Origin of the sequence: Paraburkholderia humisilvae (assembly GCF_902859855.1) — a bacterium.
Classification (GTDB): Bacteria; Pseudomonadota; Gammaproteobacteria; order Burkholderiales; family Burkholderiaceae; genus Paraburkholderia; species Paraburkholderia humisilvae.
The window spans coordinates 48,551-67,642 of the sequence record NZ_CADIKH010000012.1; the positions used below are offsets into that span (position 1 = coordinate 48,551).

Here is a 19,092-nt window from a genome sequence, read left to right on the forward strand (position 1 = left end):
CCGCAAAAGCTCAAGGGTATTGAACTTTGACTTCGCGTCGGGCGCCGCCGTGCAGCGGGCTGCCCCGTCGGAGGCGGGGCGGCGCGGATCGGACGGGCTTCCTGCAAACCGGCCTTGTTCGGTATATCGTTAGAACGAAAAGTCGGTTCGCGCCACGCGAATCGAACTCTAAGATAGCGGTTCAATCCCGTCCCGTTACCGAAGCAAGGAGCCTTTCAGTTGAACCGTTTCGAGCATCCCCGCGCGCCGCTCGTCGTCGGCATCGGCGGCACGACACGCGCGGCGTCGTCGACCGAGCGCGCGCTTGCATTCGCGCTGCGCGGCGCGCAAGAGGCCGGCGCGCAGACGCTTCTGTTCGGCGGCGCGTTCCTGCATCGGCTGCCGCACTATGCGCCTGAGAGCGTCGAGCGCACCGACGAGCAACGCGAACTGATCGAAGCCGTGCGCAACGCCGACGCGCTTGTCATTGCTACGCCCGGCTATCACGGTGGCGTATCGGGACTCGTGAAGAACGCGCTCGACACGCTCGAAGACCTGCGCGACGATGCGCGCCCCTATCTCGACGGACGCGCGGCCGGCTGTATCGTGACCGCGTACGGCTGGCAGGCGGCGGGCTCGGTGCTGACCTCGCTGCGCTCGATCGTGCATGCGCTGCGCGCGTGGCCCACGCCGTTCGGCGCGGGCATCAATACGCTCGAAACGCGCTTCGATAGCGCTGACCATTGCTCGGACCCGAAGGTCACCGAGCAGCTCGCGACGGTCGGCCGTCAGGCGGCGCAGTTTGCGCTCGCGTTCGGCGGGCAGTCACACGGCGGTGGCACAGGCGCAGCCAGCAGCTCGGCTCAAGCGAGTCTTGCCGGCATCTTCGCACTGGCCGACTAGCGCGCAAGACTGCGGGCTTTGGCCGCCGCCGTCACTCGCACGCCGTCACTCACTGATGAGCCGCGCTTATCGGCATCACCTGCCAGCGTCACTGAGAGGCTTCAATGAAAGGCTTCAATGAGCGGCTTCACCGACGAATCCGCCGGTTCATCTCACGCGGCGGCCAACCGTGTGCGCTATGCGACCACCCGCACAGAGCGCTCCATCAAACCGTGTGCCAGCCCACAGACGCACAAGCTTTGGCGAAGGATAGTCGCGTCAACCGGATGAACCAGAACCGGACTCAGGACCACATGAACCGACTGATTCGCTACAAGGGGTATCAGGTCGCCCCCGCTGCACAGCGCTTGCCGAACGGACTATTCGCGGCCAATCTGACCATCGAGAAAAGCGCGGCCGAGCCAGGGCGCGCTTACTCGTTCGACGCACTCGACTACTTCTTCGACGAAGAGCATGCGCTGGCCTACGCGTTCCGCTGGGGACGTCTGTGGGTCGACGACCACCAATAAACGCGCAGCGGCGCTTCGTCTGGCTATACGAACCCGCGCATTGAGACTGGGCGATCCGGTGCCGCGCCCCTTGCGCACGCACCGGGCGAGCCCATGCAACGGCGCGCCAGCCATGCGTGGTGCGGCTGAGCCTGCGGCTTACAGGAATATTGTGACAAAATAGGGCGCCATATCTACGAAACGCTCCGTCACACCTGCCATGTCCGATACCCTGACAGATGCCGCTGCCGACCGTGCCGATCATGCGTTGCGCCACTGGAAGTTTCGCCACCAGACCCGCATGCGAACCGGCTCAGAAGATCACAAGCAGATGTTCTGCCGCATGTTGCTGGAAACCCATAACCCCTATAAGCCCGCCGTCCTCGACTGGCCGCCGCTCGCTCCCGATGCACTGAAACGCCTGACGTCGCTGCCGATCTGGGACATCGCGGTACAAACCGAAGGCCGCGCGTCGATTCGTGTCGCCACTTACGCGGCCACGGTGAAAGACCCGCTGCTGCGCGAAGCAATCGAAATGGACGCCGCGGAAGAAGCGCGTCACAAGCACGTGCTGTCGCGCCTCGTCGCCGCGTACGGCATCGAGCTTGCGCCGGAGCCCGCATACCCGGCGCCGCGCGACCCCGAATGGGCATGGATGTTCACCGGCTACAGCGAATGCATCGACAGTTTCTTCGCCTTCGGCCTGTTCCGCTCGGCCCAGCAGTCCGGCTACTTTCCCAAAGCACTCGTGGAAACCTTCGAGCCGGTCATACAGGAAGAGGCGCGCCATATCCTGTTCTTTATCAACTGGGTTGCGTGGTATCGGCGCACGATGCCCTGGTGGCGCCGCCCGTGGCATTCGCTGCGTGTGGCCGCAATCTGGGTCAAACTGGTGTGGGACCGGGTCGGCATCGCGAAGGGCATCGATGCGGACGGCGTCGCGCACGACTCGAACTTTCTCGCGGCCAATAGTGCGACGATCGGCGATGGCCTCAACGCGCGGCAACTTCTTTCGCTGTGCCTCGTCGAAAACGAGCAACGCATGAGCGGCTATGATGCCCGTCTGCTGCGTCCGCTGATGATGCCGCGTCTCGCGCGGCTCGCGCTGCGTTTCATGAAGCGGTAAAACGCGCCCCGTTGGTGCGGATCGCGCGCCGCGCGGCCTGATTACGGCGGCGCGGGTATGCTCGCGTGGCGACAGTGTGAGCGCGGCCGCGCGCATCCGACTGGGAGGAAATTCCGCATGGCATGGACCGTCGATGAACAACTGGCACTCACCGCATGCGAGGCGGTGGCGGCGATCCAGGCAGGCAAGCTGCGCGCGACCGACTATACGGCCACGCTGCTTGCCCGCGCGGCGGCACTCGCGAGTCTCAATGCGCTGACCGCGCTGAATATGGAAGGCGCGCTGAAGGCTGCGCGGCGTATCGATGCATTATCGCCCGACGCGAAGGCTCGCCTGCCGCTCGCGGGCCTGCCTGTCGTCGTGAAGGACAACATCAACACGGCAGAGCTGCAGACTTCGGGCGGCACACCCGCACTGGCCGGTTTCAAACCGAACCACAACGCGCCGTCCGTGCAGCGTCTGCTCGATGCGGGCGCAGTGCTGCTCGGCAAAACGAACATGCACGAGCTCGCGTGCGGCATTACCAGCACCAATTTCGCGGCGCCGGGACCCGTGCGCAACCCGTACGACCCGGGCCTGATTCCGGGCGGCTCGTCGGGCGGCAATGCGGTTGCGGTGGCCGCGCGCATCGCGCCCGCTGGCCTCGGCACCGACACGAGCGGCTCGAACCGCATTCCGGCCGCACTGACCGGGTGCGTCGGCTTTCGTCCATCGGTCGGCAATGGCGGCGCCGAGCGCCGCTATCACGATCCGGACGCGGTGCTTCCACTGAGCCATACGCGCGACACGGTCGGCCCGATCACGCGAACGGTAGCCGACGCCGCGCTGCTAGACGCGGTGATCACGGGCGAAAGCGCGCTGCCCTCGATCGCGCTTGCCGGGTTGCGCATCGGCCTGCCTGTGCCGCTGTGGGACGATCTCGACCCGGCGGTGGAAGCGGTCGCGCGCGCCGCGCAACACACGCTCGAGGCGACCGGCGTGACCTTCGTCGAACTCGACATGCCCGACTTGCTGCCGCTGAACGAACAAACCTCACCGATTACCGCGCACGAAACGCTCGACGATATCCGCGCCTGGCTGGTTGCGAACCATGCGCCGGTGCAGACGGTCGAGGAACTCGCACTGTCGATCGCAAGCCCAGACGTGCGAGAGATATTCGAAGCGATTCTCGCGGACCCGTTCGCGCGGTATTATCACGCCGCGCTCACCGTCTGGCGGCCTCGGCTACAACAGCTTTACGCAACGACGTTCAGTTCGCAGCGCCTGGATGCACTGCTGTTTCCCACGACGTGCATTGCCGCCACGCCGCTCGATGAAATTCGCGGCTCGTCGGTCGTATCGGTGAACGGCCGGGTGCTCGACACGATGCTTGCGTATCTGCGCAACACCGATCCGGCGGCCAATGCGGGGTTACCCGGTCTGTCGGTGCCGGCGGGACGCACCGCAGATGGCCTGCCGGTCGGCATCGAGTTCGACGGCCCACTCGGCAGCGACAGGCAGTTGCTTGCGATCGGTAGCGCATGCGAACAGGTTGTCGGTGCACTTGCGCCCCCCACTATCTAACTACCGATGAGTCTCTTCAATGCTCGACTTTTTGCGAAAAACACTGGTCTTTTCGCTGGCCGTTCTCGTGGGCGGCTGCGCGTCGCTCGCGGCCAGCAACCCGGATGCGCTATGGGAAATCGTCAACGGACAGTGCGTGCCGTCTGAACAGACCACGGGCAAACCAAGCGTATGCACGAAGGTCGATCTGGCAAAACGCTATGCAGTACTGAAAGATATTCAAGGCAATACCCAATTCCTGCTTATTCCGACCGATCGCGTCACCGGTATCGAAAGCCCGCTGATTCTCAAGCCGGATGCTCCGGACTATTGGGTCGATGCGTGGGATTCACGGCATTACGTCAGCGAGCGAGCGAAGGTTCAGTTGCCGGACAACCAGCTCGGGCTCGAGATCAATTCGAAGTTTCGACGATCGCAATCGCAATTGCACATTCATATCGACTGCGTGCAGCCCGATATCGTCGCCGCGCTCGCGCCCTATCGCGACGATGTGCTCAACCAGTGGCGCCCGGTCACACTCGATGGCCAGCGTTACCGCGTGATGCGGGTTGCGGATCTGTCTGGGGAGAACAACCCGTTCCGTATCGTCGCACGCGATCATCCAGGTTCGGACGAGATGGCCGAGCAGACCATTTTCGTCACAGGCACGGGGCAAACCAACAAGGATGGCTGGCTGATCGTCAATAGCGCATTGAATATCGAAGACGGCAGCGGCACGGCTGAACCGTTGCTCGATCATCAATGTGTGATTGCGAAGCATGGTTAATCCGCCGACCGGCTCCGCATTGGTCCGATCGTACGGCGCAGCGATATTCCGCGCGGCACGTCCACCGTATCGTTGAACGGTTGGACGCTCGCCGCCACGACTGCTTCCCTGTGCAACTCCCGCTCGTCGAGCAATGTGCGGGTGTGCGCCGCGCTGTTGCTATCAGTGCAACGTACAGCGGGCAGCCTGCCGGCTGACATCGACTCAGACAGGTTGTTCAGTGGCAAACGGCGATCGCTTGGTCTAGCATGAAAATGCAAAAAGGTCATCGGAGCATTCGTGCCGACGACAATTAACTTAGCGATGCTAACAAGTAATCGAGGTTTACAAATGATTCCTTCTCTACAAAAAGCACTGATCTGTTCACTGGCTTTGTTCGTAGTCGGCCGTGCGACCCTGGCGGCCAGCAATCCGGACACGCTATGGAACATCATTAGTGAACAATGTGTGCCCGCACAACAGACCACCGCCAAACCGGGCGAATGTACGAATGTCAACTTGACGAAGCGTTATGCGATCTACAAGGATGCCGCAGGGAACACGCAGTTCCTGCTGATTCCCACCGATCGGGTCACTGGTATCGAAAGCCCACTGATTCTCAAAGCGGATGCACCGGATTATTGGGTCGATGCGTGGGATTCACGGCATTACGTCAGCGAACGAGCGCAGGTTCAACTGCCGGGAAACCAGGTCGGGCTCGCGATCAATTCCAAATTTCGCCGGTCGCAATCACAATTGCACATTCATATCGATTGCATGCGAGCCGATATCGTCGCCGCGCTCGCGCCCTTTCGCGACGAGGCGCTCAACAGGTGGCGCCCGGTCACACTCGACGGCCTGCGTTATCGCGTAATGCGTGTCGACAACCTGTCGGGCGGGAACAATCCGTTTCGCGTCGTTGCGCGCGGCCATCCCGGCACCGATCAGATGGCCGAGCAGACCATTCTCGTCACGAGCGCGGGCCCGACCACCAGGAACGGCTGGCTCATCGTCAATAGCGCGTTGAATATTGAAGACGGCAGCGGCACGGCTGAACCGTTGCTCGATCATCAATGTGTGATTGCGAAGCATGGTTGAGGTCGCATTCGACATGACATGCTACGCCAGGCGTCTCGCTCGCGGGTACGCGTCCGAGCCGTTCCGCACCGACTTGACGCTTTGGTATCTGCGTCTATTGGTACGACATCGTAAATGTTGCCACTCCGTTAACCGTCCCCGGACGAACCAGCGATTCTGTCTGAACGTATTGAATAACGAGCGGAATGCTCATGACTCCGCCATTTGAGACGCCTGCGAGCCACTGGTTCGTCGTGCCCGCACTCGGAGAGTCGGGTCCAAAGCTCACCGGATTACCTGCATTCAGAATCTGGAGCCCTACACCTTGTGCGGTCGACCCTGGCTTCAGGGATAGCGTAGTGGAGGTATTCGATGGCGTCGTACTGTCAGTCAACGTGATGAATACGCGAATAGTCGACGAAGGGCAGTTTAGATTGATCGAGGTAGTTTGAGCGCCTGCTGTGGAACCGACGCGCTGGAACACGCTGGAACTCATTGCCGGCAGTGAAACAGATATTGCCGGCGTCGTCACGCTGCAAGCGGAGGCAGTTATTGTGCTGGAATTGGCGGGAAGGACGACCGTGAAAAGCGACGTCCCTGCATTATTAATAAAGAACACCGAGGCCTGGTTGGGCAATCCACCGCCGCCACTCGGGTTTAATGACAACGGCCCAGAGGACACGCGACCTGTCGCTACCAGATTGACAGTCACATACAACTGGGATTGAAACGTGGGACTCGTGCCCCCACCGGGCGCAGCGGAATTGTTCCACGTCGAATCCATCACTACTGAGCTACCAAATCCGCCCCCGGAAATCGACGTCGTATATCCAACGCCGGCAACCGACGTTGCACCAACCCGGTTTCGAACCACCGGCCCCGCCGCAATCTGCCAGTACATCGGCTCGCTGCCGGAACAGTTCGCAAACTTGAAGCCCGACGTCGCACCGGGTACCGGCACAGTGATACTCGAAATGACTGTGCCGACCGAAACGTTGACCGGTGCCGAAATACTGACAGGAAACTTCACCGAAACCGCTCCCAGATTGGTCGTAGACGAGCAACCCGCGTTGGCTTTCAGGGCGTGGCATTGAAGCACCACGCAAAGAATCAAAACCACCGCGCTCCCAGATGTCGCCCTTCGTTCGCGACGCAACACGGAACGCGACATACGAGACAACGCTGCAACTTTGCAAACATGATTCATGACGTGCTCCCCGTGCGCGAAACGGATTGCGCTCATCACAACGCAGAGTAGCTGAAATCGTCTTGTAGTAAAGCCATAAACTATCTGGTGCGTTAACGAAAACCGGCGTCGCTTTGACACGACGCCGGCCATTCCGACATTTAACCGTAGCTGCTTCGGCTACTCAGTTCAGCCGCTTCAACTGCCCATCATCCGCATACCAGTCGACCGTCTTACCCGTCGTATTGATCGTCACTGCACGCGGCTCGCTAAACTGATCGAACGACTCGATGCCGGTCTCGCGCCCCACGCCGCTGTTCTTGAAACCGCCCCACGGCGAGGCCGGGTCCAGCCGGTGATGGTCGTTCACCCACACCATCCCGAACTCGAGCTTGCTCGCAACACGGTGCGCGCGCGCGACGTCGATCGTCCACACCGATGCGGCAAGCCCGAACTGCGTATCGTTGGCGATGCGGATCGCGTCCGCTTCATCCTTGAACGGCATCACGACCGTCACCGGGCCGAACACTTCGTCCTGACCGATCTCGCATTGCGGATTCACGTCATACAGCACCGTCGGCTCCAGATAGAAACCTTGCGACAGATGCGCCGGAATCTTGCCGCCCGTCAGGAGCTTTGCGCCGTCCTTGTCCGCGCGTGCGAGCATGCCGAGAATCCGCTGACGCGAACGGTCCGAGATGACCGGGCCGAGCTGCGTCTTCGGGTCTTCCGGATCGCCGACGCGAATGCCCGCCGCCTTCGTGCGAAAGCGTTCAAGGAACTGCTGATAAATCGTTTCCTGCACGAGAATACGCGCGCCGCACACACAGGTCTGCCCCGCACCGATGAATGACCCAAATGCCGCGCCGTTGACTGCGCGTTCAAGGTCCATATCGTCGAACAGGATCATCGCGCCCTTGCCTCCCAGTTCCAGCGTGGTCAGCGCGAACGTGCGCGCCGCCGCTTCGCCGATCGAGCGGCCCACTTCGGTGCCGCCGGTAAACACGACCTTGCGGATCAGCTCGTGCTTGGCGAGCGCGGCGCCGCAGATGCGGCCTTCGCCGTTCACAACGTTCACCACGCCCTTCGGCACGCCCGCTTCTTCAAGCAGACGCACGAGACGCACGGTCGTCAGCGGAGTCTGCTCGGACGCCTTGATCACGACGCTATTCCCGGTCGCCAGCGCCGGTGCGAGGCTCTTCGACAGAATCATCAGTGGATGGTTGAACGACGTCATCAGCGCGACCACGCCGAGCGGCACGCGCTGCGTGTAGCACAGGTACGGGCCTTCAATCGGAATCACATCGCTGCGGCGCGTCAGCGCGAGCGCGGCGAAATAGCGGTAAAACTGCGGCAGGCGCGAAATCTGCGCGCGTGTCTCACTGATCGGCCGTCCGTTGTTCAGCGTTTCGAGCTTGTAGAAATTCTCGAGGTCCGCTTCGAACAGATCGGCAAAACGGTTCATGATGCGCGCACGCTGCTGGATCGGCATATCGCGCCATGCGCCGCCTTCGAACGCTGTGTGACCGGCGCGCACGGCGCGGTCGACGTCCGCTTCCGATGCCGCCGCGAGGCTGCCGATCACCGCGCCCGTCGCCGGGTTCACGATATCCATCGTGCGCCCGCCTTCGGCGCCGGTCCATTCACCATCGATCAGAAGCTGCGCTTCGAGGTGCTGCTTGTTGACTGCATCCATAGCGGTTTTCCTTGCATTTTCCATTGAATCACTTGAGCGGCGAAACCCGGGCGGCTGCGTTGACGCCGTCGTGCGCGTGCGCTTCGCCCGGTTGAAGGTCTTCGAGGCGCTGGCCGGTCGGTTCGACGCCCAGCCATGCGACCACGACAATCTGGATGGCAAGCAGGCCGATCATCAGCGCAAGCACGCCGACGACGCCATACTGCGCAAACAGCGCGACGACAATGAACGGCGTCACGATGGTTGCCCCACGTCCCAGCGTATTACAGATGCCGGATGCGCGCAGGCGCACTTCGGTCGGAAACAGTTCGGGCACGTACACCGCGAACAGCAGCGCGACCAGCACGTAAATCGGAATGGTCAGCAGCAGACCGATCACCGGCAGCAGCAGCGGATTGCTGACAAACGGATAGATCGCGCCGAACAGGATCGCGCACAGCGACGCGATGATGATGGTCTTCTTGCGACCCCATGAATCGGCGGTGAACGCGCCGATCGCCGCACCGACCGGCGCGCCGACCGACATCACGAGCGCATAGCCGAACGACTTCGCGATGCTGAAGCCCTGGTGCACGAAGAAGGTGGGCAGCCACGTCACGAAACCGTATAGCAGCGTGTTGATCACGATCAGACACACGCAGCCGACGATCATCCGTTGCAGCATCGTGCCGACGAACAGCGAACCGAAGCCGATTGACTGTGGATGCGCCGGCCTGGCCGAAGCGATCACCGGTGGCGGCAGCGGTTTGCCCTTCTCATCTGCAATCTGTGCTTCGATGCGCTGCAGGATCGCTTCGGCCTCCTGCTCGCGGCCAGCGGCTTCGAGCCAGCGCGGCGACTCGGGCAGCGACTTGCGCGCGTACCACACGCCGAGCGCGCCGATGCCGCCGAGCACGAACATCGCACGCCAGCCGAACGCGGGAATCACGAGCAAGCCGATCAGCCCCGCGATCGGCAGACCGGTCACGACAAACACCGCCATCAGCCCCTGCAGCCGGCCGCGCTTACGCGGCGGCACAAACTCCGCCAGCGTCGAATAGCCGACCACGTTCTCCGCGCCCAGACCGACACCCATCAGAAAGCGGCATGCGATCAGCACATTCATCGTCGGCGAAATCGCCGCGCCAAGCGACGCGAGCCCGAAAATCGCCAGATTCACCTGATAGGTAAAGCGGCGGCCGAAACGGTCGCCGAGAAAACCGGTGACGAGCGAGCCGAGCATCATGCCGAGGAACGTCAGCGATACGAACAGCGCGTTTTGCCCGAGCGTCGAGAAACCTGTCTTCAGCGTCGCGCCCAGCACCGTTGACGCGACATAGATGTCGAATCCGTCGAAAAACATGCCGATGCCGATCAGCCACATGATCCGACGATGAAATCCGGACATCGGCAGCCGGTCGAGTCTTGCACCTGCATTCACGTTCATGTTCTGCGTCTCCAGCCAGTTTCCGGTCTGTTGTTCTGCAAGGCCGCCGCGGGTTGGCGACCTCGGGTGAGTCTTAGGTGTGTCTTACGTGTGTCTTGAATGAGTCAATCGTTACGTCGCTTGTTGCATCAATCGCGCTTCGGTCGCGCTTCAGTCGTTGCCGGGTTGCGCACCGCCCGCGCTAGCGGCTTTGCATCAGCCGCAGGCTCGCCACGGTCAGCGTTTCGGTCGCGAGCTGAAAGTTCTGCTGCAGCGTATTGTCTTCCGCCGCCTGGAAAAACGCCTTGCATTGACGAGCGCCGGCTTCGTCCAGCGCAAGAATGCGTTCGACCAGTTCATCGGCGGCGCCGGTCAGTGCGTCAGGCTTGCTGACCTGCGTGATCAGGCCCGCGTCGAGCGCGACCGCTGGCGTGATCGGGTCGCCGAACAGCACCATCGGAAACACCCGCTTAGGCAGCGCGTAACGACCGAGGTACGCCATGATCGCCGCGGGCGGCAGGCCTTTTTTCATCTCGGGGAACGCGAGGCGCGCGTCGCTCGACACGATCGCGAAGTCGCACAGGATCGCCAGGCCGAAGCCAAAGCCGAACGCGTCGCCCTGCACTTCGGCGATGCTGATCAACGACGTGTCGCGCAACAGCTGTTTCAGCTCGATCAGGCGCGCGACTTCGGCGTGAATCGACGCGGCGTCGCGGCCGGCGCGTTCGCGGCCTGTACAGAATGCGTGGCCCGTCGCGCGCAGCCGCAGCACGCGCGCGCGCGGCTCGATCGCCTCGCTGCGCAACGCGGCGATCATCGCGTCGAACATCGGCCCGGTCACTTCGTTACCGGCGTCCGGATTGTTCAGCGTGAACGTGAGTACCGCACCGGCCTTTTCGATCAATACCGGTTGCGGCAAAGAAACGTGATCCACATGCCCTCCTGTGTTGTATAATCTGTATACAGCGTATTCAATCAATGCCGCAGTGTCAACCGGAACGCTGGACGAAGGGTTATTACCGTGAGTTGCTGGCGAGCCGAACAGACTGAAAACCGGCGCAGAATGGGCCGGCGTCAGGTGTGCGACGGCGCGCGCCGGTCAGGCGCAAATCGGCTGCAAATCGGGACGGGAGAAGGGAGCTCCAATTGCGAACCGCAAAAAATGCCGGGAAAGGCGAACCTCAGGACGCGCAACAGGTTGCCGCGGCACCACCGCTCGATACGATCGGCCGCAAATACCACGCGCGCATGCGCACCATCGATGCGACCAGCGATTCACTCAGCGAAGGCGTGGTCGTGCCGGCGCTGCGCGAAGCCATTGTCGAAGGTGTGCTCGCGCCCGGTAGCCGCTTGTCCGAAGTGCAGGTCGCGAAGCAGCTGAATGTAAGCCGCACGCCGATGCGCGAAGCCTTCGCGCAGCTCGAACGTGAAGGGCTCGTGATGGTGCTGCCGCGCATCGGTGCCTTTGTGCGTTCCGTCACCGTGCGTGACGTCGAAGAGATCTATACGGTGCGTGCGGCGCTCGAATGCCTCGCGGTGCAATTGGCCGCGGACCGTATCACCGCGCTCGGGCGCGCCCAGCTCGACGACGTGGTCAGCGCGATGAAAGCGGCAGTGGTCACCGAAGATCCGGCCAGCTATGTCGATGCGCTCGACCGCTTCTATACGGTCGTGATGACAATCGCCGATAACAGAACACTGCAGGAGAGTCACGCGGCGCTCATTGGGCCGGTACGGCGCGTGCGGCGTATCGCGATGGCGCGTGGCGGGCGCATGCGCTCGTCCTACGAGCAGTCAGTGCGGATTCGCGACGCGATCGTCAATCACGATCCGCGCGCACAGGATTTGATGCGCGAACAACTACAGGGGGCGTGCAAGGCCGCGCTGGATGTGCTGAATCACGTTGAGTGAATGAAGCGGGGTCTGCGGGGCCCGACTTCATGGCACGCGCCAGGGCGGAACTCGACAGCCCGCGCGGTGCACTGGCCTACGCGCGGTACATCACTCGCTGGCGAGCACTAGCAACTGCGCGCCGTCCGCGACCTGATCGCCGACCGCATAGAGCACTTCCGACACGATGCCCGCGGCGGGCGCGCCGATCGTATGCTCCATCTTCATCGCCTCCATCACGATCAGCGGTGCGCCCTTCTCGACCTTCGTGCCCGGCTCGACGAGCACCGCGATCACCTTGCCCGGCATCGGCGCGGTCAATCGGCCTTCGCCATGCTCGGCGTCGGCCGCGTGCGCGAGCAGGTTCTGCCATTCGAATGCAAGCGCCTCGCCGCGGCAGAACACATGAAACGTGTCGCTGTCGATCAACACCCGGCCCGTCACGCGCGTGTTGCCCAGCGTTGCGCCGTATTCGTGCGGTTCCCCGCCGCCCCACCATGCGAACGGCGCGCGGCGCTCCGCGTACTCAAGCGTCTGCTCGGCGCCATCGCGCACGAACGTAACGGCGAGCGGTGCGTCGCTTTCGATGTCGATCCAGTTGAACGTGCGTTGATAGCCGCCATTCAGGCGCCAATGCGCAAGCGCCTCCCAGGGCGACGCGCCACACTTGGCGCCACCGGCCGCATCCCCTTCGCGTTCGAGCAGCGCCGCGCACGCGAGCGCGAGTGCGGCATCGAGCGGTTTTGGCGCCGGCGCAAACAGCGCTTCACGGTGCCGCTCGATCAGCCCGGTGTCCAGATCGCCGCTCACGAACGGCCCGCTCGCGACGATCCGGCGCAGAAACTCGACATTCGTATGCGGACCGACCACTTCGCATGCCTGTAGCGCGCGGCTCATCCGCTGCAGCGCGTCGGCGCGCGTCGCGCCATAAACGATCAGCTTCGCGATCATCGGATCGTAAAACGGTGTGATCGTGTCGCCCTCGCGCACGCCGCTATCGATGCGTACCGGCGCGCGCGGTCCGCCGGGCAGCGCGCCGATCGTGAATTCGACACCGTCGGGCATCCGCAAATGCTTGAGCGTGCCGGTCGACGGCAGAAAGCCGCGCGCCGGATGCTCCGCGTAGAGACGCGCTTCGATCGCGTGTCCGCTCAGTTGCAACTGCTCCTGACTGCACGGCAGCGGTTCGCCAGCCGCCACCCGCAACTGCCATTCGACGAGATCATGCCCCGTCACCATTTCGGTGACCGGATGCTCGACCTGCAGACGCGTATTCATCTCCATGAAGTAAAAATCGCCACCGGTCATGATGAATTCGACGGTGCCGGCGCCGACGTAGCCGACCGCGCGCGCCGCTGCGACCGCCGCTTCGCCCATCGCGCGACGCAACGCGTCGGAAAGCCCCGGCGCGGGCGCTTCTTCCAGCACCTTCTGATGGCGGCGCTGCACCGAGCAATCGCGATCGAACAGGTAGACCACCGCTCCGTGCGTATCGGCGAACACCTGCACTTCGACGTGACGCGGCCGCGTCAGATACTTTTCAATCAGCACGCGATCGTTGCCGAAGCTGCTCGCCGCCTCGCGTTTGCACGACGTGAGCGCCGCCGCGAAGTCCGCGCTGCGCTCGACCACGCGCATGCCCTTGCCGCCACCGCCCGCGCTCGCTTTCAGCAGCACCGGGTAGCCGATCGCATCCGCTTCGCCGCGCAACAGTTCAGCGTTCTGATCGTCGCCGTGGTAACCAGGGACGAGCGGCACCGCAGCCGCATGCATCAACGCCTTCGCGGCCGCCTTCGACCCCATCGCAGCGATCGCGTCGACCGGCGGCCCGATGAAAACGATGCCAGCCGCCTCGCAGGCCTGCGCGAAGTCTTCGTTCTCCGACAAAAAGCCATAGCCTGGATGCACGGCCTGCGCGCCGCTCGTGCGCGCCGCGTCGATGATCCGCTCGATTTGCAGATAGCTTTCCGCTGCCATCGAACCGCCGATATGCACCGCTTCGTCGCAAGCGTAGACGTGCTTCGCTTTCGCGTCGGCATCGGAATAGACCGCCACACTGGCGATGCCGAGCCGCTTGCAGGTGGCGGCGACGCGGCACGCAATTTCGCCCCGGTTCGCTATCAGGATCTTGTTGAACATGTGTTTGCCTTGGCGCTGTGAGTCGTCGCGGGTGGGTATAACGTGGCGCGCGGGTTGCGGTTCGACAGCCGGCCTGCGCGCGTCAGCTACGCCACGCCGGCGCGCGTTTCTCGAGGAACGACGCGATGCCTTCGCGCCCTTCGGCACTCGCACGCACTTGCGCAATGCGCGCGGCGGTTGCTTCGATCAGCGGCGTATCGAGTTCGCGGCCCGCGATATCCTGCACCAGTCGCTTGCATGCGCGCACGGCGTTCGGTCCGTTCGAACAGAGGATCGCGGCGAGTTGCTGGACGGTGTCGTCGAGCTTGTCCTCGCTGACTGCTTCGCTGACAAAGCCCAGACGCAGCGCGGTCGCACAGTCGAACTGCTCGGCTGTCGCAAAGTAGCGGCGCGCGGCGCGCTCGCCGAGCGCGCGGATCACGTACGGTGCGATGGTGGCGGGAATCAGGCCGAGGCGCGCTTCGGACAGGCAGAAGTGAGCGGTATCCGCCGCGATCACGATGTCGCACGCGGAAATCAGGCCCATGCCGCCCGCGTATGCGTCGCCGTTCACACGGGCAATCACCGGCTTGCCGCAACGGTAGATCGACCACAGCATGTCGGCAAGGCGTAATGCGTCGGCACGATTCTCGTCGTCCGAGTAGCCTGCCATCTCTTTCATCCAGTTCAGATCCGCGCCTGCGCAGAACGCCTTGCCGTTTGCGGCCAGCGCGACAGCTCGCACGTCGTCGCGCTCGCTCAGCTCACGAAACACCGCCGTGAGCTCGGCGATCATCGTTGCATTGAACGCATTGCGCACCTCCGGACGATTCAGCGTCACCGTCGCCACCTGGTGTGCGCATTCGACAATCAGTGTCTCGGGCTTCTGTTCAATCATGATTCGAAACTCCTTGCACGGGCGCCGTCGCAGACTGCGCATTACATCCTGCTCATTACATCCTGAACAAGCCAAAACGCGTGTCTTCGATCGGCGCATTCATCGCGGCGGAAAGCCCCAGGCCGAGGACGTCACGCGTTTGCGCCGGGTCGATCACGCCATCGTCCCACAGCCGCGCGCTCGCGTAGTACGGGTGGCCTTGATGCTCGTATTGTGCGCGGATCGGCTGCTTGAACGCCTCTTCTTCAGCGGCGCCCCACGTGCCGCCCTTTGCTTCGATGCCGTCGCGCTTCACCGTCGCGAGCACCGACGCCGCCTGCTCGCCGCCCATCACCGAGATGCGCGCGTTCGGCCACATCCACAGGAAACGCGGCGAAAAGGCACGGCCGCACATCCCATAGTTACCCGCGCCGAACGAGCCCCCGATGATCACCGTGAACTTCGGCACGCTGGCCGTCGCGACCGCGGTCACCATCTTCGCGCCATTGCGCGCGATCCCTTCGTTTTCATACTTGCGGCCCACCATAAAACCGGTGATGTTTTGCAGAAACACAAGCGGAATCTTGCGCTGGCAACATAGTTCGATGAAATGCGTGCCTTTTAGCGCCGACTCCGAAAACAGAATGCCGTTGTTCGCGACGATGCCGACCGGATGCCCCCAGATGTGCGCGAAACCGGTGACCAGCGTCGTGCCATAGCGAGCCTTGAATTCGTCGAAAGCGGAATCGTCGACAATGCGCGCGATCACTTCCCGGATGTCAAAAGGCTTGCGCGTATCGACTGGAATCACACCGTAGAGGCTGGTCGGATCGTAACGTGGTGGCTTCGGCTCGCGCAGCGCCAGCGGCGGCTCTTTGCGCCGGTTCAGATTCGCGACGATGCTGCGTGCGATCGCCAGCGCGTGCGCGTCGTTTTGCGCGAGATGGTCGGCCACGCCCGATAGCCGCGTATGCACGTCGCCGCCGCCGAGGTCCTCCGCGCTGACCTCTTCGCCGGTCGCCGCTTTCACGAGCGGCGGTCCACCGAGAAAAATCGTGCCCTGGTTCTTCACGATGATCGACTCGTCGCTCATCGCGGGCACATAGGCGCCACCCGCGGTGCACGACCCCATCACCACTGCGATCTGCGGAATGCCCGCGGCGGACAGGTTCGCCTGGTTATAAAAGATCCGGCCGAAGTGATCGCGATCGGGAAACACGTCATCCTGATTCGGCAGGTTCGCGCCGCCGGAATCGACCAGGTACACGCAGGGCAACCGGTTCTCCGCCGCAATTTCCTGTGCGCGCACGTGCTTCTTGACCGTCACCGGATAGTAAGTGCCGCCCTTCACGGTCGCGTCGTTACACACGATCACGCATTCCTGCCCGGCGATCCGTCCGATACCGGTGATAACACCGGCGCCCGGCGCATCATCGCCATACATGCCGAACGCCGCGAGTTGCGACAGTTCGAGAAACGGCGTGCCCGGATCGAGCAACTGTGCGACGCGCTCGCGCGGCAGCAGCTTGCCGCGCGATACGTGTTTGTCGCGCGCAGCCTGTCCACCGCCAAGGGCGAGCTTGCCGATCTTGTCGCGCAGATCCGCGACGAGCACTTCGAGTGCGGCCGCGTTCGCACGAAAATCGTCTGAGCGCGGGTTCAACTTCGTTTCGATGACCGGCATTGCGTGCCTCTCCTCGTGCTCGTGCGCCGCGCATTGAAGCGGCGCGGCTTCCATGCGACGCGATGCCGCAATATTTGCCGTTACATCGTTTCCGCGAACAGTTCGCGGCCGATCAACATGCGGCGGATCTCGCTCGTGCCCGCGCCGATCTCGTACAGCTTCGCGTCGCGCCACAAGCGGCCAACCGGATATTCATTGATATACCCGTTACCGCCGAGAATCTGGATGGCCTCGCCCGCCATCCATGTCGCCTTCTCCGCGGTATAGAGAATCACGCCCGCGCAATCCTTACGGACCTGGCGTACATGGTCCTTACCCAGCGTGTCGAGGTTGCGGCCCACCGCGTACAGATAGGCACGGCATGCCTGAAATGTCGTGTAAAGGTCGGCGACCTTGCCCTGGATCAGCTGGAACTCGCCGATCGACTGGCCGAACTGCTTGCGGTCGTGAATATATGGGACGACCGAGTCCATCACCGCGGCCATAATGCCGGTCGGGCCGCCCGCCAGCACCGCACGCTCGTAATCGAGCCCGCTCATCAGCACCTTGACACCGCCATTCAGCTCGCCGAGCACGTTTTCTTCCGGCACCTCGACGTTCTGGAACACGAGTTCGCCTGTATGCGAACCGCGCATGCCAAGCTTGTCGAGCTTCTGCGCAACCGAGAAACCGGACATGCCCTTTTCGACAATGAACGCGGTGATGCCGCGCGCGCCCGCTTCGACATCCGTCTTCGCATAGACGACCAACGTATCGCAATCGGGACCGTTGGTAATCCACATCTTGGTACCGTTCAGCACGTAATGGTCACCCTTTTTTTCCGCGCGCAATTTCATGCTGACCACGTCCGAGCCCGCATTCGGTTCGCTCATCGCGAGCGCGCCGACGTGTTCGCCCGACACGAGCTTCGGCAAATACTTGCGTTTCTGCGCTTCGGTGCCGTTGCGATGAAGCTGGTTCACGCAAAGATTCGAGTGCGCGCCGTAAGACAGGCCGACCGACGCCGATGCGCGAGAAATCTCTTCCATCGCGACCATATGCGCGGTGTAACCCATGTTCGCGCCGCCGTACTCTTCAGCCACCGTCATGCCGAGCACGCCCAGGTCGCCGAATTTGCGCCACAGGTCCATCGGGAACTGATCGGTGCGGTCGATCTCGCCGGCACGCGGCGCGATCTCTTTCGCCGCAAACCCCGCAATGCTGTCACGCAGCATTTCGATCTCTTCACCAAGCGGGAACCGCAGGCCGGGCAGGTTGCTCATTCGTGTCTCCCAGGTATCCTGCCGGATGCGCGACGCGCAGGCCGCACCGCGCTAACCGGCAATTTCTGAGCAAGGCTCAGGATTCTCACGACCGCCTCAGGCAGTGTTCCTCACCGAACGTCGTGACACTGCGCATTTCACGCCAGATTTACGTAAGCGTCAATAGGTATTTCTGAGCGAAGCTCATAAATCCGGGCAGGTAACGGAACCTTACGTACCATGCTAGTATCGAATCGTGCCAGACCATCCGGCACTGAAATCTGAATTGGGCTCATATGATGCGCGTAATAAGGGACGAGACGCCGGCGTCACGGCGGCAGCCGGCGGGACGCAAGTCGCAGCAGCGTGTGAAGGAAATTCTCGAAGCCGGCCGCGATGTGTTCTCCGAGAAGGGATACGAGCGCGCGACCACGGCGGAAATCGCGCATCGGCTCGGTATTTCGGAAGCCACCGTCTTCAGCTATTTCCGTGGCAAGCGTGAATTGTGCGCACGCGTCATCGGCGACTGGTACGACGAAATCATCGAGGCGATCGAAACGGGCCTGCCGCGCGACAGCGGCGTTCGCCAGCAGTTCGCGTTTATCGTTCGCACGCATTTGCGGTTGATGCTCGTCAACGGCACAGGTCTGTGTTCGCTCGTGCTATCCGAAGGCCGCACGCAACAGCATGAATTGAGCGAGGCGCTCACGGGCCTGCACCGGCGCTATACCGCACCATTGATGCGCGTGCTCGCGCAAGGGCAGGCTAGCGGGCAGGTACGCGCGGACATGCCGCTTCGGTTGTTGCGCTCGCTCGTCTTCGGACCGATGGAGCATGTGCTGTGGGAGGCGACGCTGGCCAATCGCCGGACCGATATCGACGCGACTGCGGATCGGCTGATCGATGTGCTCTGGTCCGCGCTGCAGCCGCCTGATATCGAGCGCGCTGCGCTTGTGCAATTCCGGCATGACGTGTGTGAAGCGGCAAGGCGGCTCGAGCGGGCCGAGACCGCGCGGCGCGAAGCGCAGCCGGTCCGCGACACGCGCCGTTCGCGCAAGGAGAACGACGCAGGCGACACCTAGCCGTCGCATCGCCTTTCATGTTCGACAGCCTG

At 62.8% G+C, this 19,092-nt stretch carries 18 protein-coding genes; 10 read left to right on the top strand and 8 right to left on the bottom strand.

What is annotated here, in order from left to right; translation table 11 throughout:
• Positions 1–219: 219 nt before the first annotated feature.
• From HV796_RS14525 to HV796_RS14550, 6 genes are all read left to right on the top strand, one after another.
• Positions 220–882 carry an NADPH-dependent FMN reductase gene (locus HV796_RS14525; protein ID WP_175227201.1) on the top strand — a complete coding sequence of 221 codons (663 nt, stop codon included), beginning with the start codon at positions 220–222 and terminating at the stop codon, positions 880–882.
• Between the two features lie 293 nt (positions 883–1,175).
• The gene (locus HV796_RS14530; protein ID WP_075161591.1) at positions 1,176–1,391 is read left to right on the top strand and encodes a transcriptional regulator; all 216 of its coding nucleotides are present in this window, start codon (positions 1,176–1,178) and stop codon (positions 1,389–1,391) included.
• A 199-nt stretch (positions 1,392–1,590) separates the two neighbouring features.
• Positions 1,591–2,496, top strand: a complete 906-nt coding sequence (locus tag HV796_RS14535) for a ferritin-like domain-containing protein (RefSeq protein WP_175227202.1) — start codon at positions 1,591–1,593, stop codon at positions 2,494–2,496.
• 117 nt (positions 2,497–2,613) lie between these two features.
• Positions 2,614–4,059 (top strand): indoleacetamide hydrolase, encoded by a 1,446-nt coding sequence (gene iaaH, locus HV796_RS14540; RefSeq protein WP_175227203.1) that lies wholly within the window; start codon positions 2,614–2,616, stop codon positions 4,057–4,059.
• Positions 4,060–4,078: 19 nt separating this feature from the next.
• Positions 4,079–4,825: a CDP-diacylglycerol diphosphatase gene (locus HV796_RS14545; RefSeq protein ID WP_175227204.1), complete on the top strand. Its 747-nt coding sequence runs from the start codon at positions 4,079–4,081 to the stop codon at positions 4,823–4,825.
• A 330-nt stretch (positions 4,826–5,155) separates the two neighbouring features.
• The gene (locus tag HV796_RS14550) at positions 5,156–5,902 is read left to right on the top strand and encodes a CDP-diacylglycerol diphosphatase (RefSeq protein ID WP_175227205.1); all 747 of its coding nucleotides are present in this window, start codon (positions 5,156–5,158) and stop codon (positions 5,900–5,902) included.
• A gap of 94 nt (positions 5,903–5,996) precedes the next feature.
• On the opposite strand, the gene HV796_RS45830 is transcribed toward HV796_RS14550, so the two are convergent.
• Positions 5,997–6,413: a fimbrial protein gene (locus HV796_RS45830; RefSeq protein ID WP_425497095.1), complete on the bottom strand. Its 417-nt coding sequence runs from the start codon at positions 6,411–6,413 to the stop codon at positions 5,997–5,999.
• On the opposite strand from HV796_RS45830, the gene HV796_RS14560 reads away from it, so the two are divergent.
• Positions 6,343–6,609, top strand: a complete 267-nt coding sequence (locus HV796_RS14560; RefSeq protein ID WP_175227207.1) for a hypothetical protein — start codon at positions 6,343–6,345, stop codon at positions 6,607–6,609. The two genes, HV796_RS45830 and HV796_RS14560, sit on opposite strands and share 71 nt — an antisense overlap.
• Before the next feature lie 3 nt (positions 6,610–6,612).
• A complete protein-coding gene (locus tag HV796_RS14565; RefSeq protein ID WP_175227208.1) occupies positions 6,613–6,975 on the top strand; it encodes a hypothetical protein in 363 nt (120 codons plus the stop codon).
• Positions 6,976–7,251: 276 nt separating this feature from the next.
• Here the strand turns inward: HV796_RS14565 and HV796_RS14570 are convergent, their stop codons facing one another.
• From HV796_RS14570 to HV796_RS14580, 3 genes are all read right to left on the bottom strand, one after another.
• Positions 7,252–8,763 carry an aldehyde dehydrogenase gene (locus HV796_RS14570; protein WP_175227209.1) on the bottom strand — a complete coding sequence of 504 codons (1,512 nt, stop codon included), beginning with the start codon at positions 8,761–8,763 and terminating at the stop codon, positions 7,252–7,254.
• A 28-nt stretch (positions 8,764–8,791) separates the two neighbouring features.
• Positions 8,792–10,189, bottom strand: a complete 1,398-nt coding sequence (locus tag HV796_RS14575; RefSeq protein WP_175227210.1) for an MFS transporter — start codon at positions 10,187–10,189, stop codon at positions 8,792–8,794.
• A 181-nt stretch (positions 10,190–10,370) separates the two neighbouring features.
• On the bottom strand, positions 10,371–11,102 hold the full coding sequence (locus HV796_RS14580; RefSeq protein ID WP_175227211.1) for an enoyl-CoA hydratase/isomerase family protein: 732 nt from the start codon (positions 11,100–11,102) through the stop codon (positions 10,371–10,373).
• Between the two features lie 212 nt (positions 11,103–11,314).
• Here HV796_RS14580 and HV796_RS14585 point away from each other — a divergent pair, with 212 nt between their 5' ends.
• Entirely contained in the window at positions 11,315–12,079 is a 765-nt protein-coding gene (locus HV796_RS14585; RefSeq protein ID WP_246355865.1) for a GntR family transcriptional regulator, read from the top strand.
• 90 nt (positions 12,080–12,169) lie between these two features.
• Here HV796_RS14585 and HV796_RS14590 read toward each other — a convergent pair whose 3' ends face one another.
• The 4 genes from HV796_RS14590 to HV796_RS14605 all read right to left on the bottom strand — a co-directional run bounded on the left by HV796_RS14590 (position 12,170) and on the right by HV796_RS14605 (position 17,999).
• Positions 12,170–14,197, bottom strand: coding sequence for an acetyl/propionyl/methylcrotonyl-CoA carboxylase subunit alpha (locus HV796_RS14590; RefSeq protein WP_175227212.1), 2,028 nt, complete (start codon positions 14,195–14,197; stop codon positions 12,170–12,172).
• A gap of 82 nt (positions 14,198–14,279) precedes the next feature.
• Positions 14,280–15,074, bottom strand: a complete 795-nt coding sequence (locus HV796_RS14595) for an enoyl-CoA hydratase/isomerase family protein (protein ID WP_175227213.1) — start codon at positions 15,072–15,074, stop codon at positions 14,280–14,282.
• A 55-nt stretch (positions 15,075–15,129) separates the two neighbouring features.
• Positions 15,130–16,737, bottom strand: a complete 1,608-nt coding sequence (locus HV796_RS14600) for a carboxyl transferase domain-containing protein (RefSeq protein WP_175227214.1) — start codon at positions 16,735–16,737, stop codon at positions 15,130–15,132.
• Between the two features lie 80 nt (positions 16,738–16,817).
• Positions 16,818–17,999, bottom strand: a complete 1,182-nt coding sequence (locus tag HV796_RS14605) for an isovaleryl-CoA dehydrogenase (RefSeq protein ID WP_175227215.1) — start codon at positions 17,997–17,999, stop codon at positions 16,818–16,820.
• Positions 18,000–18,274: 275 nt separating this feature from the next.
• Between HV796_RS14605 and HV796_RS14610 the strand changes: the two genes are divergently transcribed.
• Positions 18,275–19,060: a TetR/AcrR family transcriptional regulator gene (locus tag HV796_RS14610; protein WP_175227216.1), complete on the top strand. Its 786-nt coding sequence runs from the start codon at positions 18,275–18,277 to the stop codon at positions 19,058–19,060.
• Positions 19,061–19,092: the final 32 nt, after the last annotated feature.